This window comes from Bacillus sp. LBG-1-113, from assembly GCF_020708615.1.
Classification (GTDB): Bacteria; Bacillota; Bacilli; order Bacillales; family Bacillaceae; genus Bacillus; species Bacillus mojavensis.
Genome location: NZ_JAJFDG010000006.1, coordinates 15,818 through 30,009 on the forward strand (window position 1 = coordinate 15,818; position 14,192 = coordinate 30,009).

The following is a 14,192-nucleotide window of genomic DNA, read 5'->3' on the forward strand; positions in this document are numbered from 1 at the left end:
GTTAGTTACCAATCCAGCTTCTCTAAAAATTCATACACATCCTGATGTACGATGTCCCGTTCCTTGTCCAGCGTGATAACATGGCCTGATTCCTCATACCATTTCAGCTGTTTATCGTCAGTTTCCACTTCATTATAAATAATATTGGCACTTTCGGTATTAATCATGTGATCATGACGGGCTTGCACAACAAATGTCGGAGAATAAATCATATCGACATTCTTTCGCACATCGGCAATCAAGTCTTGCAGCGCCTTAAGGGTTTTCATCGGCGTTTTTTCAAATTCCTTCATTTCCTCTTCTATTTGTTCCGGGCTTTTCCCCTCGAATTTTTTGTAATTGCGCGCATAGGAAAGGACGCCCTGATACATGACCTCTTCGCTTTTGATATGCATTGGCGCGCACATTGGAACAATTCCCTTTATGGGTACAGTGTAACCCAATTTCAGCGAAAAAACCCCGCCAAGCGACAGTCCGCAGGCAGCAATGTTCTCATAGCCTTCAGATTTTAAATAATCATAGCCATCCATGACGTTTTTCCACCAGTCTTCCGGCCCCGTATGTACCAATTCTTCAGGAGGAACGCCGTGTCCTTCATATTGAGGCGCGTGGCACGTATAGCCTCGTTCATTCAAATAACGTCCCAGCATTCTCACATCCGCTGTATTCCCTGTAAAGCCGTGCAGCAGAAGCACCGCTTTGTCTCCGCCTTTAAATGTAAATGGTTTTGGTGTCACAACTTTCATGCTCATTTCTCCCTTTCTTTCTGCACGATCATTTTAGTTTTCCACAGTTTGATCAGAAAAAAACGCTCTGATATCAGCCAGAAACGTGAAAAAGGCCTGACTTTACATCAGACCTTATACAAACATTGCCCTATAGGATATAAGCAAGCGCAATCGTCAACACGAAAAACAAGACTGCCAGCACAACCGTAATGCGGTGCAGAATCAAATCAAGACCTCTTGCTTTTTGTTTCCCGAAGAGCTGCTCCGCTCCGCCTGAAATCGCACCAGATAATCCGGCGCTTTTACTGGATTGAAGCAAAACGACAATAATAAGTGCAATACTGACGATAACCAATAAGGTAATCAAAACCGCGTGCATCCCTTACACCTCCAGACTCACTGGCCTACATTACTTCTATTTTACATGAAAAGGTTTGGCATGTCACGCCGTATCAGACGCCAAAAGGCCGGATAAGACATTTTGTTTTGGTTAGCCTATTCATATAAATTGAGCGAAAAAGGAGAACAGCAATGCCGATCGTCAGCACAGTCAATAAGAAACAACTATATTATGAGGAATATGGACAGGGAATCCCTGTCATTTTTATTCACCCGCCAGGCATGGGACGCAAGGTTTTTTATTATCAGCGCCTTCTGGCGGATCATTTCAGGGTGATATTTCCCGATTTAAGCGGTCATGGCGACAGCGATCATGCAGACCAGCAAATCTCGATTTCCTATTACGCAAACGAGATCGTGCAATTTATGGATCGTTTGCACATTGATCAGGCTGCAGTATTCGGGTATTCCGCCGGCAGCTTAATCGCACAGCACATTGGCTTCACCCGGCCGGACAAAGTGTCTCATTTGGTGTTGGCCGGCGCTTATCCCGCTGTTCATACCATGGTCGGTCAGCAGCTTCACAAAATGGGAATGTATCTTCTTGAAAAAAATCCCGGCATGCTGATGAAAATCATCGCCAGCAGCCATACGAAAAACAGACAGCTCCGAAATATATTAACGAGTCATATGAAGAAAGCTGATCTTGGCCATTGGTATCAATATTATCAGGATTCGCTCCGCTACAGCTGCCTTGGACAATTGCGCCGTTTTAACATGCCGATGCTGTTTATGTATGGCGGCCTGCGCGACTGGACCTTTACACATGCAGGCTATTACCGGAAAGCATGCAGCCACGCTGAATTTTTCAGGTTGGAATATCAGGGCCATCAGCTGCCGACAAAGCAATGGAAAACTTGTAATGAACTTGTGACGGGTTTTGTATTGACACATTAATCAAAGGCTTAGAAAACGCTTGGTTCCCCAGGCGTTTTTGCATCATTGACTTTTGTCAATAAAATCATAGTAAAAAAGATCCTCAAACTTCAAGTCAAAATAGTGAAGCATTTTTCCGATCACAAGCTGTCCCGGCCGTCTTTCTCCATTCAGCACACGGCTCAGTGTGGCGGGTGAGACTCCGATTTCCAGCGCAAGCTGATTGAGGGAATAATCGTTATTGACCATATACTGCAATACATAATCACGTCTAATCTGTATCTTTTCTACTGGCACTTTCCTCACCTTCCGTTCATGAAAAAACTTTTTTCTATACATTTACATTACGGCGTTTGTTAACTTTTGTCAATACATTTCCAGCCTCCCTATTCCCTTTAGTCAATAAACATACTAAAATATGAGTAACAGTGAGGGACGGGGTGAGACATATGGAAAGCTTTGGCGAACAATTACGGGCATTGCGTGAGGAGAGAAAGTTAACCGTCAACCAGCTGGCGACTTATTCCGGTGTAAGTGCGGCCGGCATCTCCAGAATTGAAAACGGCAAACGCGGCGTTCCTAAACCTGCCACCATCAAAAAACTGGCGGAAGCCTTAAAAATTCCTTATGAAGGGCTTATGTATAAAGCGGGATATATCGAAGAGATTCATGAAGCCAGAGCGCCTTATGAAACGAAGTGCCAGCTGCTTGAAAAGGCGGAGGCTTATGACCTGAAAAATCTTGCCCTTCTTGAGAGTGAAAAATGGCAGTATCTCAATAAAGAGGATTTGCTCATGCTGGATCATTATTTCTCCTTCATTTCAGACGAAGCCAAAAAACGATCTGCTGATCAATAACTCTTAGTGGAAATGCGAGGCGATTATCATGTCAACATTCGGACAGGAATTAAGGGCGCTGCGCCGCGCCCGCAAACTAACAGTGAACCAGCTTGCAGTGTATTCGGGCATCAGCTCAGCGACCATCTCAAAAATAGAAAACGGCAAGCGCGGCACACCGAAGCCCGCGACCATAAAAAAGCTCGCAGCTGTGCTGAAAATACCGCACGAAAACCTGATGGCAGCTGCAGGGCACATCACCGCTTTTCCTGAAGAAATTCGAGAGGCTTCGGAAGGCTATCAGTCTATTTATGCGATTTATCAGACAGCAGTCACTCGCGGAGCGGGGAACCTGTCTCTTTTTAACAGCAAGGAATGGAAGCACCTCTCAAAAAAGGATATTGAAAATCTCAGCAAATACTTCGATTTTTTAGCTTCCGAAGCGAAAAAACGCTCTTCTTCCACGTGATCCTCTGCATCTCTTTCCGCATTTTATCAATCACGCATGCATACGTTCCCTCGTTATTTGCGTTATAATAATGAACAGACGAGGTGAAAAAGCATGAACCAATCAGAAATGTGTCCTAGATTTGAAAAAGCAGTCGACATCTTGAGCAAACGCTGGGTTGCTTTAATCGTTTTTCAACTGTTGAACGGTCAGCAGCGATTTAGCGAAATAGAAGCAGCACTTCCAAATCTAAGCGGCAGAGTTCTGTCAGAAAGGCTGAAAGAACTTGAGCAAGAAGGAGTGGTTAAACGGGACGTCATCCCCGAAACTCCGGTTCGCATCGAATATTCATTAACTGACAAAGGAATGGCGTTAGCGCCCATACTGGGTGAAATCTCCAAATGGGCGACTGAATGGATTGACCCTTCCTTTCATATGTAATTGCTAAAACGGTTCTGATCTCAAAGGAGAGAACAGAGCCGTTTTTTATTTTTTATTTCCAGGTGAAAAAACAATTTCTCAGCCGATATATAGTACATCACATCACTTTTTTTAAAAGGAGAACACTTATATGCGACTGACGATTTCCCGCAAATTCAGCCTGGTCTTTTTGACACTGATCCTCATCAATCTGCTTATAGGCGGAATAGGCGCTTTCAATATGCAGCACATCATCAAAAAGACAGATGAAATCAACACAAAATGGATAGACGGCATTAAAGAAATCACATCTATTAATTATTTGACAGAGCACCTTTCCTCTACGGAAAAGGATTTCCTGATTTATACAGACAAAGACAAAATGGATACGCTGGAACAAGGTATGAACCAGATCCTTAAGGATATCAATGAAAAGCTTGATAACTATGAAAAAACAATCTCTAACGACAAAGAACGCAGCATTTTCGAACAGCTCAAGACTGAAGTCAACTCATATACGAATATTCATAACCAGATTTTAGAGAGCGGACGCACGAATGATATAGATAAAGCAAGGGGTTTATTGGTACAGACTGAAGCAAGCTTTGAGGATATGAAAAAATCAATCACTGAACTGGTTGACTTTAATAAAGAAGGCAGCAACACGGCGGTGAAAGAAACCAAGGACGTTTATTATAAAGGCCTCATTTACACGGCTTTGCTTCTGGCAGCTTCCATCGTCATCAGCATATGTATTTGGCTTTATATCAATCGCAGCATTGTAAAACCGATTATTCGAATGAAATCATCTGCGAATGAAATCGCCGAGGGCAATCTGTCAAATGACATAGAGCCGCTGGCATCAAAAGACGAGCTTGGCGATCTGAACGAAGCGCTTCAGAAAATGGTAGGGAATTTAAGAGATATCGTCGGGTATTCAAAAGAAATTTCCACCCGCGTGCTTTCTTCATCACAGGTGCTGACCACTGCAACGAATGAAACAAGAACCGGCAGCAGGCATATTACCGAAACGATGAACGAAATGGCTGAAGGCTCCGAGCAGCAGGCGCAAGACGCTGTGACGATTGCCGAATCAATGAATGAATTTACAGAAAGCATTGATAAAGCCTACAATCACGGCATGACGATCAGCGATACGTCTCAAAACGTTCTCGAACTCGCCGTAAACGGAAACGAAAATATGAATACGTCAGTGCAGCAAATGAAAACGATACATCATATCGTTCAGGAAGCCGTTCATAAAGTGAGATCGCTGGAACAGCATTCACAGGACATCAACAAGCTTGTTCAGGTCATCAACGGCATTGCCGAGCAAACGAACTTACTGTCACTTAATGCCGCAATTGAGGCAGCCCGCGCAGGAGAAAGCGGCAAAGGCTTCGCCGTTGTGGCCGAAGAGGTCCGAAAGCTAGCAGACGGCGTATCTGACTCCGTTCAGGATATCACTAAAATAGTAGGCGGCACACAGCAGGAGATCAACACTGTCATTCAATACCTGGAAAGCAGCTTTACCGAAGTAGAAAAAGGTACCGAAAACCTGACTGACACCGGACAGGCCATGCAGAACATTAAGCAATCGGTCACCTATGTAGCGGATAGCATTAAGGAAGTAACGGACGGATTAAAGCAGTTAACAAACCAATCGATCACAATTAACCAATCGATTGAAAATATCGCCTCCGTCTCTGAAGAATCCGCCGCCGGCATTGAAGAAACATTTTCCATTACCGAGCAATCCGCCCATTCAATGGATCAAGTGCTTCAAAATGCTGAGGAGCTTGAGCGTTTGGCGAAAGAACTTAATGAGAAAATGGATCAGTTTACAATTTAAATATGAAAAAAGAGGCTGGAATCATCCAAGCCTCTTTTTTTGTTCTTATGCAGCTGTTTGAATACGTCTCACCCTGGTTCTTTTTTTCTTAACCGGATGTAACGCCCGCTCCAGCCAAGCCATGAGCAAATCAGCCGCAACCGCCATTACCGCAGTCGGAATCGCGCCTGCTAGAATAATCGCCGTTCCGTTTGTGGCGTTTGACCCGCGGACAATCATATCCCCAAGGCCGCCAGCGCCGACAAATGTGCCGATGGCTGTAATGCCGATGGCGATGACGAGAGCCGTTCGAAGGCCTGCCATAATGACAGAAAGCGCGAGCGGGAGCTCAACCATCCGAAGAATCTGGAATTTCGTCATCCCCATCGCTTTTCCTGATTCTAAGGTTGCGTGTTCAATGCTGACAATGCCTGTGTACGTGTTTCGGATAATCGGAAGCAGGGAATACAAAAATAATGATAAAATCACGGTGTTTGCACCGAGCCCCATAACAAGCATCAAGACTGCCAGCATGGCGAGCGCCGGAATCGTCTGAATGACATTTGTAACGGCGAATACCCAACCTGACAAGCGGCGGAAATGCGCAATGAGGATCCCCACCGGAACACCGACGACAGCGGCAAACAAGACGCCGTAAGCCGACATGAGAAAATGGCGGCCGAATTCTTCTATGACGTAGCTGCCGTTCTGTGCATAATACGACATTAACTGTTCAAGCACATTCATTGGTCAATCCCCCTTTCACGATTCGAAGTAGTGATGCTTTTGCAAATATTCCTTGGCAACGACAGACGGTTCTTTTAGGTTACCGTCGACTTCATAGTTGAGCTCCTGCATCGTGGCTGTATCGATTTTTCCGATCATTTTTTGAATGATGCTTTCCAGTTCAGGATGTTCTTTCAGCACCTGTTCCGGAACAACCGGAGAGCAGTCGTACGGCGGGAAAAATTGTTTATCATCCTTTAGCATTTTGAGATCATAGGACTTAATTCTCCCGTCCGTGGAGTAAGCGAGGATAATGTCCATTTTTCCGCTTTTTACCGCGTCATACACAAGCCCGATCTGCATTGGATACGTGCCGCCGAATGTCATGCCGTAGGTTTTCGTAAAATCCTGATAGCCGTTCCCCTTCAGCTTCATCCAATAGTTGTCGACGCCCAGCTTTAATTGCGGCGCCCATTTTTTGACGTCTGATACGTTTTCTAAATGATATTGGTCCGCAAGCTTCTTGCTGACGGTAAAGGCATACGTATTATCAAACCCGTAGGAGTCATACCATTTTAAATCATATCTTTTATTAAACTCCCGCTGTGTCAGCGCCAGCGCTTTGTCCGGATCTTTTTCAGGTTTCATCCTCAGCGTGCCTGTCAGCGCGTCACCTGTATATCTTGTGGCCGCTATATCGATTTCTCCGTTCAATAAGGCCTGCTGCTGTACCGCGTTGGAGCCGAGATTTTTAATGGTCGTTGTTTTTAGATCCGTATGGTGTTCGATCAGCTGGCCAAGCATGCTGGCGATGATTTCTGATTCACTCATGCTTTGCGCGCCGATTTTAATGGTCTGGTCTGAAGCGGCGCTGAGACCTGGAAGCGAACAGCCGCTTAGCATCAGCATTACTGCGAGCGGTAAACCGATCATCCACTTGAGATATTTTCTTTTCATAGCCGCCTCCTTATGAAACTTCCTTCAATCTCTGCATGCCGGCAGGTGTCAGTTTTCGTTCAGTTACTGCCAGCACATAATCAATGACAATCGCCAATATCGTGACAGGAACCGCTCCTCCGATGATATATTCCGGCTGATATAAATTCAGGCCGATGAAAATATAATCACCCAATCCGCCGCCGCCGATAAAGGATGCAAGCGTTGCCCATCCAATTAAATAAATCGTAGATGTTCTGATCCCCGCCATGATGACGGGCGCGGCAAGCGGCAGTTCCACGAGGCGAATCTGTTCAGCAGCCGTCATCCCGATGCCTTTTCCTGATTCAAGCAGATTTTTGTTAACGCCGCGAATCCCGGTATACGTGTTGCGCAGGATCGGCAAAACGGAATAGAAAAACAAGGCCGCAATAGCCGGGACTTTTCCGACTCCCAAGAGCGGGATAAAGAAAGCGAGGATTGCCAGACTAGGCAGCGTCTGAATGATATTTACAATACCGATAATGGTGCCGGCTCCTTTTTTCATTCTGGTCAGCACAACCCCAAGGGGCACAGCGGCAGCTATGCCTAAAATGACGGCGATGAGAGAAATGGTGATATGCTCATATGTTTTGTAAAGCAGCTCGCCCCCGTTGGTTTGCAAAAATTCAATGATATGATTCACGTCTTACAACCTCCCTATGACAATATTGCGAGCTGTTTTTCTTCTCCCCAGATAGACTCATATACAATGTCAACCAGGCTCGCTCTCGTCACAATTCCTATTAAACGGCGGTCTTCATCTACAACCGGCACATACTTTACACCCCGTTTTAAAATTTTGTGTACTGTATCCCGCAGCAGTGTGCCGCCCAATACGGTGTAGATGTCTTGATGCAGGACCTCGCCTACCAGATTGGCTTTCTTCCGGCACTGATCAATGATTTCCACATCCACATAGCCTAGAAGAACATGGCTGTCATCTACAACCAGCAGCGAGTCGACACGCTCCTGCCTCATCAGCTGGATCGCTTCAGAGAGCGTTTTATCTTCCGTAATGGTCACCGGGTGTGTACTCATCATTTGATCAACCCGCTCAACATCAGGACTTGATGACTGAATCAGGCGCTCCTTGCCGATAAATTCCTCAACAAATTCGTTTGCCGGATTTCTCAGAATATCATCAGGCGCTCCGATCTGCACAATCTCTCCGCCTTTTAAAATGACAATCCGGTCTGCAAGCTTAATCGCTTCATCCATATCATGGGTAACAAATACGATGGTTTTATGTAAGGTTTTTTGCAGTTTTTTAAATTCTTCCTGAAGGGAATCCCGCGTAATCGGGTCAAGCGCCCCAAACGGTTCATCCATTAAGATAAGCGGCGGTTCCGCGGCAAGTGCCCGTAATACACCTATTCGCTGCTGCTGTCCCCCGCTTAATTCATGAGGATAACGGTCTAAATAGTCAGGTCCCATATCGACCAATTTTAAAAGCTCACGCGCACGTTCTTTCCGCTGCTGCTCCGGCCATTTCAGCAGCTTAGGCACAAGTGAAATGTTCTGCTGAATGGTCATATGGGGGAACAGACCGATCTGCTGAATGACATAGCCGATCTTACGTCTGAGTTCTACCGGGTCTTGTTCCATAATGTTCTCTCCGTCAATAAAAATCTGGCCGGCTGACGGCTCAATTAATCGATTAATCATTTTCATCGTTGTCGTTTTTCCGCAGCCGCTTGGACCGATAAAACAGATAAATTCACCTTTTTCAATCTCCAGGTTCACGCTGTTCACAGCTTTTTTGCCGCCCTTATATGTTTTCGAGACATTTTGTAATGTCAGCAAACATCGCACCTCCAAAATTAAATTCATTCAATTCGTTCAATTCATATTTAATTTTTCAGACAATTGAATGCTTCTCATTATAGAATAAAGTTTATAAAATAAAAAGTTTACAATTTGTTCATATTATTTATAAAGTATGTGTAAGCCCTGATTTACCCGTATTGACCGGTAATGATCTCCTTATTGCTCCAATTTCCTGCCAAATTCTATGGTTACAGCATTTCCGCCGCATCAAAAATGTGGTATATTGACATCGGAATTGTTAGCTGAAAGGATTGAAACTGTTGGAGAAAGATCCGTTAACGATAATTGAACAGACTGAAGACCACCTCATAGAAAGAATTGCGGAAAACATGCATGCATTTGGAATGCCCTCTACCGTTGGACGTGTGCTGGGCATTATTTATATGAATCGCAAGCCGATGACGCTGACGGAATTATCAGAAGCGACCGGCATGAGCAAAACGCGAATGAGCCAGGTCGTGCGGGACATGCTCGATGCCAACATCGCCGAGAAGGTGTTCGAAAAGGGCGTGCGAAAAGACTTATACGATGTTGAAGAGGATTACTACCAAACCTTTATCACACTGTTTACAGCCACTTGGAGCAAAGTCGTCAGCAAAAATAAAATGATGCATAAAAAACTCAACCGGGAGCTGCTCAGTATCTTGGATGAAGAGCTTTCTCCTGAAGCGGAAGAAAAGGTGAATGAGCTGTTGAAGGAATTAAAGGAATGGCTCGACTATTACAATTGGCTCGGCCGTCTGATTGAGTTTTTTGAGAGTGAAGAGATTTTTAAATATGTGCCGAAACCGTAAAAACGCCCTGTCATGAACAAGGCGTTTTTTTACTAAGCTGCACTGAGCAGTTTTTTCTTCTTTTTAATTGGGCTTAACACGCGTTCAAGCCAGCCCATGACCAAATCAGCTATCACCGCCATAAGGGCTGTCGGGATCGCGCCAGCTAAAATAATCGCGGTCCCGTTTGTTGCGTTTGATCCCCTGACGATGATGTCTCCGAGGCCTCCGGCGCCGACAAATGTCCCGATGGCTGTAATGCCGATGGCAATGACGAGCGCGGTGCGAAGGCCGGCCATAATGACAGAAAGCGCCAGCGGAAGCTCGACCATCCGCAGCACTTGAAACTTTGTCATGCCCATCGCTTTTCCGGATTCAAGATAGGCATGTTCAATGCTGACAATGCCTGTGTACGTATTTCTGATGATCGGCAGCAGTGAATAAAGAAATAACGATAAAATGACCGTATTGGCGCCAAGCCCCATCACTAGCATCAGCACGGCCAGCATGGCGAGCGCCGGCACCGTCTGGATCACGTTCGTGACGGCGAAAACCCAGCCGCTTAATGTTCGATATCTGGCAATCAGGATGCCAAGCGGAATACCGACGATGGCCGCAAACAAAACGCCGTACACCGACATCAGAAAATGGCGGTAAAACTCTTGCAGCACATAACCGCCGTTTTGCGAATAGTAAGTGCCAAGCTGCTGTAATACTTCCATTTAATCTGCCTCTTTTCTTAGTCAAAATAATGATGTTTCTCTAAAAATTCCTTTGCCACAACAGACGGCTCCTTCAGCTTGCCGTCTACTTCGTAGTTGAGCTCCTGCATGGTTTCCGTATCAATCTTCCCGATCAGTTTATGAATAATGCCTTCAAGCTCAGGATGGTCTTTAAGCACCTTTTCCGGAATCACAGGTGAACAGTCATACGGCGGGAAAAACTGTTTGTCGTCTTTTAGGATTTTCAGATCATATGCCTTAATCCGGCCGTCTGTGGAATAAGCAAGAACGGCGTCCATTTTCCCGTTTTTGACTGCGTCATAGACAAGTCCGATCTGCATCGGATAGGTTGTTCCAAATTCAAATCCATACATGCTGACAAAGCCTTTATACCCGTCGCCCTTCCGTTTCAGCCAGGCATTGTCGACCCCCAGTTTATATTCAGAAGCGTTTTTCTTCAGATCAGACACGGTGTTTACATGCTCTTTTTCCGCAAACTTTTTTGTTACGGTAAAGGCGTATGTGTTATCAAATCCGTAAGAATCAAACCATTTATATTTAAAACGTTTATCAAATTCTTTCTGCACGATATTTAACGCTTTTTCCGGATCCTTTTCAGCCTCCATTCCGAGGGTGCTCGTTAAATCGGTCCCTGAGTAGCGCGTGGCGGAGATGTCAATGTCACCGCCAAGCATCGCCTGGTGCTGAACATAGTTTGATCCGAGATTTTTGACTAACGCCGTATTTAAATCCGTATCATGTTCAATGAGCTGCGCAATCATACTCGCTAAGATTTCTGATTCTGTTATGCTTTGCGCTCCGACCTTGATCGTATCTTTGGAGGCGCCGCCAAGTCCCGGCAGAGAACAGCCGCTCAGCAGCATGACAAAGGCGAAAGCGAGCGCGCCGATCCATCTGATTTTTTTCGTTTTCAACACAGCCAACTCCTTAAGAAACTTCCTTCATTCCTTGCAATCCCTTCGGTGTCACTTTTCGTTCCGTCACGGCTAACAAGTAATCAATGATAATGGCTAAGATCGTAACCGGCACAGCACCGCCAATGATGTATTCAGGCTGATACAGGTTCAGTCCGATAAAAATGTAATCACCGAGACCGCCGCCGCCAATAAATGAGGCAAGGGTCGCCCAGCCGATTAAATAAATCGTTGATGTACGGATTCCCGCCATAATAATTGGGATCGCCAGCGGAATCTCGACGAGCCGAATCTGCTCCCAGACGGTCATTCCAATCCCTTTTCCTGACTCAAGCAGATTTTTGTTTACACCTTTAATGCCTGTATACGTATTGCGCAGAATCGGAAGCACCGAATAGAAAAATAAAGCGACGATCGCCGGCACTTTTCCCACACCGAGAAGCGGGATAAAAAACGCCAGAATCGCCAGACTTGGCAAGGTTTGCACAATGTTGACGGCACCTATAACCGCGCCAGCCCCTTTTTTCATTCTGGTCAGCAGAACACCGAGCGGCACCGCAACGATAATGCCCAATACAACAGCAATGAGCGAAATGTATAAATGTTCACCTGTTTTATACAGCAGCTCACCGCCGTTCGTCTGTAAAAAAGTCATCATTTGATTCATGTATAAGAGCTCCTCTCCTAATCAGATCGTCATTAGCTGGTTTTCCTCGCCCCATATGGAATCGTATACGATGTCCACAAGGCTTGCTCTTGTCACAATCCCTGCTAAATGGTGCTCTTCATCAACAACGGGAACATACTTCATTCCTTGCTTCAAGATTTTCCGGACGGTATCTCGGAGAAGGGCTCCTTTTTGCACGGTATACATATCCGATCGGTACACTTCACCAACTACGCTCGCTTTTTTGCGGTTTTGATCAATGATTTCAACATCTACGTATCCCTTCAGCACATTTTGCTCATCTACAACAAGCAGCGAGTCGACGCGTTTTTCTCTCATCAGCTGAATGGCCTGAGAAAGCGTTTTGTCCGCTGTGACCGTGACAGGCATCCTGTTCATCATCTGCTCAACCCGCTCAATTTCAGGTCTTGTCTGGATCAGGCGCTCTTTCCCGATAAATTCCTCTACAAATTCATTTGCCGGATTTCTGAGAATCTCATCAGGTGTGCCGACCTGAACGATTTCACCCGCTTTTAAAATCACAATCCGGTCAGCTAGCTTAATAGCTTCGTCCATGTCATGGGTCACAAACACAATGGTTTTGTTTAACGTTCTCTGCAGTTTTTTAAATTCTTCCTGAAGGGAATCCCGCGTGATCGGGTCAAGCGCTCCGAATGGTTCATCCATTAAAATGAGAGGGGGTTCCGCAGCCAGTGCGCGCAGCACGCCGATTCTCTGCTGCTGTCCGCCGCTGAGCTCGTGGGGATAACGGTCTAAATATTCAGGGCCCATATCAACAAGCTTTAACAGCTCGCTCGCCCGTTCTTTCCGTTTTTCTTCAGGCCATTTCAGCAGTTTCGGTACGAGTGAAATGTTCTGCTGAATGGTCATGTGGGGAAACAAACCAATCTGCTGAATCACATAGCCGATTTTTCTCCTCAGTTCAACCGGGTCCTGTTCCATTATGTTTTCTCCGTCGATAAAGATCTTTCCTGACGACGGTTCAATCAGTCGATTAATCATCTTCATCGTCGTCGTTTTTCCGCAGCCGCTCGGGCCGATAAAACAGATAAATTCACCCTTGGCAATATCTAAATCAATGCTGTTCACAGCTTTTTTGCCGCCTTTATATACTTTTGACACTTGTTCTAATTTCAGCAATCCGTGCACCTCCGCAGGTTTCCATTCATTTTTCTGAAAAGTATAATCTTTATTATAATTTGAACTTTATAAAATAAAAAGTTTACAATGTGTTGAAATTATATGTTATTTACAGATATTTATTGCTATGACTCAGGCAGAGAAGGTGTTCTTACAATTACGCCGGATACCTCTCGCTTCCTCCGCATACAGCTGTTTTCAACAACTGGCAGAAATATGATATATTGACACCATCAATTGCCATTTGAAGGGATGATCAGCTGTGGAAAAAACTGCTCTCGACATCATTGAACATGCTGAAGAGCATCTCATTGAGAAGATTGCCGAAAATATGCATACGTTTGGAATGCCTTCTACTGTCGGGCGTGTGCTCGGGATTATTTATATGAATCGAAAACCGATGACGTTAAGCGAGCTGTCAGAAGCAACAGGCATGAGCAAAACACGAATGAGCCAGGTCGTCCGTGAAATGATTGATGCCAACATTGCCGAAAAAGTGTTTGAAAAAGGCGTAAGAAAAGATCTTTACGACGTAGAGCAGGATTATTACCAAACCTTCATATCTTTATTTGCGGCGAATTGGACAAAGGTCGTGAGCAAAAACAAAGTGCTGTATAAAAAATTAAACCGGGAGCTGACAGACCTTTTACAAAGGGACGGGCTTACCCCCGAAGCGGAAGAGAAAGTCAATCAGCTGCTGAATGAATTAAGAGAATGGCTCCATTACTATGACTGGCTGAGCCGCTTAATTGAGTTTTTTGAGAGTGAGGAAGTATTTGAATACGTGCCGAAAACAGCTGAAAGCAGCTCCCTGAAGTAAGGGAGCTGCTTTTCTACATGATGAGATGAATAGTGGAAACATCAT

The 14,192-nt window shown here is 45.1% G+C and carries 18 protein-coding genes; 7 read left to right on the forward strand and 11 right to left on the reverse strand.

Annotated features, from left to right (window positions below):
• Nucleotides 1-5 precede the first annotated feature (5 nt).
• Both LJF29_RS14680 and secG read right to left on the reverse strand, forming a co-directional pair.
• A complete protein-coding gene (locus LJF29_RS14680) occupies nt 6-746 on the reverse strand; it encodes an alpha/beta hydrolase (RefSeq protein WP_010331892.1) in 741 nt (246 codons plus the stop codon).
• Between the two features lie 130 nt (nt 747-876).
• Nucleotides 877-1,107, reverse strand: a complete 231-nt coding sequence (secG, locus tag LJF29_RS14685; protein WP_003220028.1) for a preprotein translocase subunit SecG — start codon at nt 1,105-1,107, stop codon at nt 877-879.
• A gap of 152 nt (nt 1,108-1,259) precedes the next feature.
• Between secG and LJF29_RS14690 the strand changes: the two genes are divergently transcribed.
• Entirely contained in the window at nt 1,260-2,024 is a 765-nt protein-coding gene (locus tag LJF29_RS14690; RefSeq protein ID WP_229149226.1) for an alpha/beta fold hydrolase, read from the forward strand.
• Nucleotides 2,025-2,066: 42 nt separating this feature from the next.
• On the opposite strand, the gene LJF29_RS14695 is transcribed toward LJF29_RS14690, so the two are convergent.
• Complete coding sequence (locus LJF29_RS14695) at nt 2,067-2,300, reverse strand: helix-turn-helix domain-containing protein (protein ID WP_010331894.1); 234 nt, start codon at nt 2,298-2,300, stop codon at nt 2,067-2,069.
• A 152-nt stretch (nt 2,301-2,452) separates the two neighbouring features.
• Between LJF29_RS14695 and rghR the strand changes: the two genes are divergently transcribed.
• The 4 genes from rghR to LJF29_RS14715 all read left to right on the forward strand — a co-directional run bounded on the left by rghR (nt 2,453) and on the right by LJF29_RS14715 (nt 5,559).
• Nucleotides 2,453-2,860 (forward strand): transcriptional repressor RghR, encoded by a 408-nt coding sequence (gene rghR / locus LJF29_RS14700; protein ID WP_024122860.1) that lies wholly within the window; start codon nt 2,453-2,455, stop codon nt 2,858-2,860.
• Between the two features lie 28 nt (nt 2,861-2,888).
• Nucleotides 2,889-3,308: a helix-turn-helix domain-containing protein gene (locus tag LJF29_RS14705; RefSeq protein WP_168748757.1), complete on the forward strand. Its 420-nt coding sequence runs from the start codon at nt 2,889-2,891 to the stop codon at nt 3,306-3,308.
• 93 nt (nt 3,309-3,401) lie between these two features.
• Nucleotides 3,402-3,728 (forward strand): catDE operon transcriptional regulator CatR, encoded by a 327-nt coding sequence (gene catR, locus LJF29_RS14710; protein ID WP_168748758.1) that lies wholly within the window; start codon nt 3,402-3,404, stop codon nt 3,726-3,728.
• 130 nt (nt 3,729-3,858) lie between these two features.
• Nucleotides 3,859-5,559 carry a methyl-accepting chemotaxis protein gene (locus LJF29_RS14715; RefSeq protein WP_229149228.1) on the forward strand — a complete coding sequence of 567 codons (1,701 nt, stop codon included), beginning with the start codon at nt 3,859-3,861 and terminating at the stop codon, nt 5,557-5,559.
• A 45-nt stretch (nt 5,560-5,604) separates the two neighbouring features.
• Here the strand turns inward: LJF29_RS14715 and LJF29_RS14720 are convergent, their stop codons facing one another.
• From LJF29_RS14720 to opuBA, 4 genes are read right to left on the reverse strand one after another with little or no spacing between them, the layout of a single operon-like run.
• The gene (locus LJF29_RS14720) at nt 5,605-6,285 is read right to left on the reverse strand and encodes an ABC transporter permease (protein ID WP_229149229.1); all 681 of its coding nucleotides are present in this window, start codon (nt 6,283-6,285) and stop codon (nt 5,605-5,607) included.
• A 15-nt stretch (nt 6,286-6,300) separates the two neighbouring features.
• Nucleotides 6,301-7,221, reverse strand: coding sequence for an osmoprotectant ABC transporter substrate-binding protein (opuBC, locus tag LJF29_RS14725; protein ID WP_229149230.1), 921 nt, complete (start codon nt 7,219-7,221; stop codon nt 6,301-6,303).
• Between the two features lie 10 nt (nt 7,222-7,231).
• Nucleotides 7,232-7,885, reverse strand: coding sequence for a choline ABC transporter permease OpuBB (opuBB, locus tag LJF29_RS14730; protein ID WP_229149231.1), 654 nt, complete (start codon nt 7,883-7,885; stop codon nt 7,232-7,234).
• A gap of 14 nt (nt 7,886-7,899) precedes the next feature.
• Complete coding sequence (gene opuBA, locus LJF29_RS14735) at nt 7,900-9,045, reverse strand: choline ABC transporter ATP-binding protein OpuBA (protein WP_229149233.1); 1,146 nt, start codon at nt 9,043-9,045, stop codon at nt 7,900-7,902.
• 284 nt (nt 9,046-9,329) lie between these two features.
• Between opuBA and LJF29_RS14740 the strand changes: the two genes are divergently transcribed.
• The gene (locus LJF29_RS14740; protein ID WP_101864777.1) at nt 9,330-9,863 is read left to right on the forward strand and encodes a GbsR/MarR family transcriptional regulator; all 534 of its coding nucleotides are present in this window, start codon (nt 9,330-9,332) and stop codon (nt 9,861-9,863) included.
• 32 nt (nt 9,864-9,895) lie between these two features.
• Here LJF29_RS14740 and opuCD read toward each other — a convergent pair whose 3' ends face one another.
• The 4 genes from opuCD to opuCA form a co-directional block, all read right to left on the reverse strand.
• Nucleotides 9,896-10,564 carry a glycine betaine/carnitine/choline/choline sulfate ABC transporter permease OpuCD gene (gene opuCD, locus LJF29_RS14745; protein WP_010331904.1) on the reverse strand — a complete coding sequence of 223 codons (669 nt, stop codon included), beginning with the start codon at nt 10,562-10,564 and terminating at the stop codon, nt 9,896-9,898.
• Between the two features lie 17 nt (nt 10,565-10,581).
• Nucleotides 10,582-11,448, reverse strand: a complete 867-nt coding sequence (gene opuCC, locus LJF29_RS14750; RefSeq protein WP_229149494.1) for an osmoprotectant ABC transporter substrate-binding protein — start codon at nt 11,446-11,448, stop codon at nt 10,582-10,584.
• A gap of 64 nt (nt 11,449-11,512) precedes the next feature.
• A complete protein-coding gene (gene opuCB, locus LJF29_RS14755; protein ID WP_229149234.1) occupies nt 11,513-12,166 on the reverse strand; it encodes a glycine betaine/carnitine/choline/choline sulfate ABC transporter permease OpuCB in 654 nt (217 codons plus the stop codon).
• A 21-nt stretch (nt 12,167-12,187) separates the two neighbouring features.
• Nucleotides 12,188-13,327 (reverse strand): osmoprotectant ABC transporter ATP-binding protein OpuCA, encoded by a 1,140-nt coding sequence (gene opuCA, locus LJF29_RS14760; RefSeq protein WP_010331907.1) that lies wholly within the window; start codon nt 13,325-13,327, stop codon nt 12,188-12,190.
• A gap of 262 nt (nt 13,328-13,589) precedes the next feature.
• Here opuCA and opcR point away from each other — a divergent pair, with 262 nt between their 5' ends.
• On the forward strand, nt 13,590-14,147 hold the full coding sequence (opcR, locus tag LJF29_RS14765) for an opuC operon transcriptional regulator OpcR (RefSeq protein ID WP_010331908.1): 558 nt from the start codon (nt 13,590-13,592) through the stop codon (nt 14,145-14,147).
• Nucleotides 14,148-14,192: the final 45 nt, after the last annotated feature.

What these genes read in the sequence shown, in the direction of transcription:
- LJF29_RS14680 (WP_010331892.1), bottom strand. Translation starts at nt 746, where the DNA reads ATGAAAGTTGTGACACCAAAACCATTTACATTTAAAGGCGGAGACAAA.
- secG (WP_003220028.1), bottom strand. Translation starts at nt 1,107, where the DNA reads ATGCACGCGGTTTTGATTACCTTATTGGTTATCGTCAGTATTGCACTT.
- LJF29_RS14690 (WP_229149226.1), top strand. Translation starts at nt 1,260, where the DNA reads ATGCCGATCGTCAGCACAGTCAATAAGAAACAACTATATTATGAGGAA.
- rghR (WP_024122860.1), top strand. Translation starts at nt 2,453, where the DNA reads ATGGAAAGCTTTGGCGAACAATTACGGGCATTGCGTGAGGAGAGAAAG.
- LJF29_RS14705 (WP_168748757.1), top strand. Translation starts at nt 2,889, where the DNA reads ATGTCAACATTCGGACAGGAATTAAGGGCGCTGCGCCGCGCCCGCAAA.
- catR (WP_168748758.1), top strand. Translation starts at nt 3,402, where the DNA reads ATGAACCAATCAGAAATGTGTCCTAGATTTGAAAAAGCAGTCGACATC.
- LJF29_RS14715 (WP_229149228.1), top strand. Translation starts at nt 3,859, where the DNA reads ATGCGACTGACGATTTCCCGCAAATTCAGCCTGGTCTTTTTGACACTG.
- LJF29_RS14720 (WP_229149229.1), bottom strand. Translation starts at nt 6,285, where the DNA reads ATGAATGTGCTTGAACAGTTAATGTCGTATTATGCACAGAACGGCAGC.
- opuBC (WP_229149230.1), bottom strand. Translation starts at nt 7,221, where the DNA reads ATGAAAAGAAAATATCTCAAGTGGATGATCGGTTTACCGCTCGCAGTA.
- opuCD (WP_010331904.1), bottom strand. Translation starts at nt 10,564, where the DNA reads ATGGAAGTATTACAGCAGCTTGGCACTTACTATTCGCAAAACGGCGGT.
- opuCC (WP_229149494.1), bottom strand. Translation starts at nt 11,448, where the DNA reads ATGCTGCTGAGCGGCTGTTCTCTGCCGGGACTTGGCGGCGCCTCCAAA.
- opuCB (WP_229149234.1), bottom strand. Translation starts at nt 12,166, where the DNA reads ATGAATCAAATGATGACTTTTTTACAGACGAACGGCGGTGAGCTGCTG.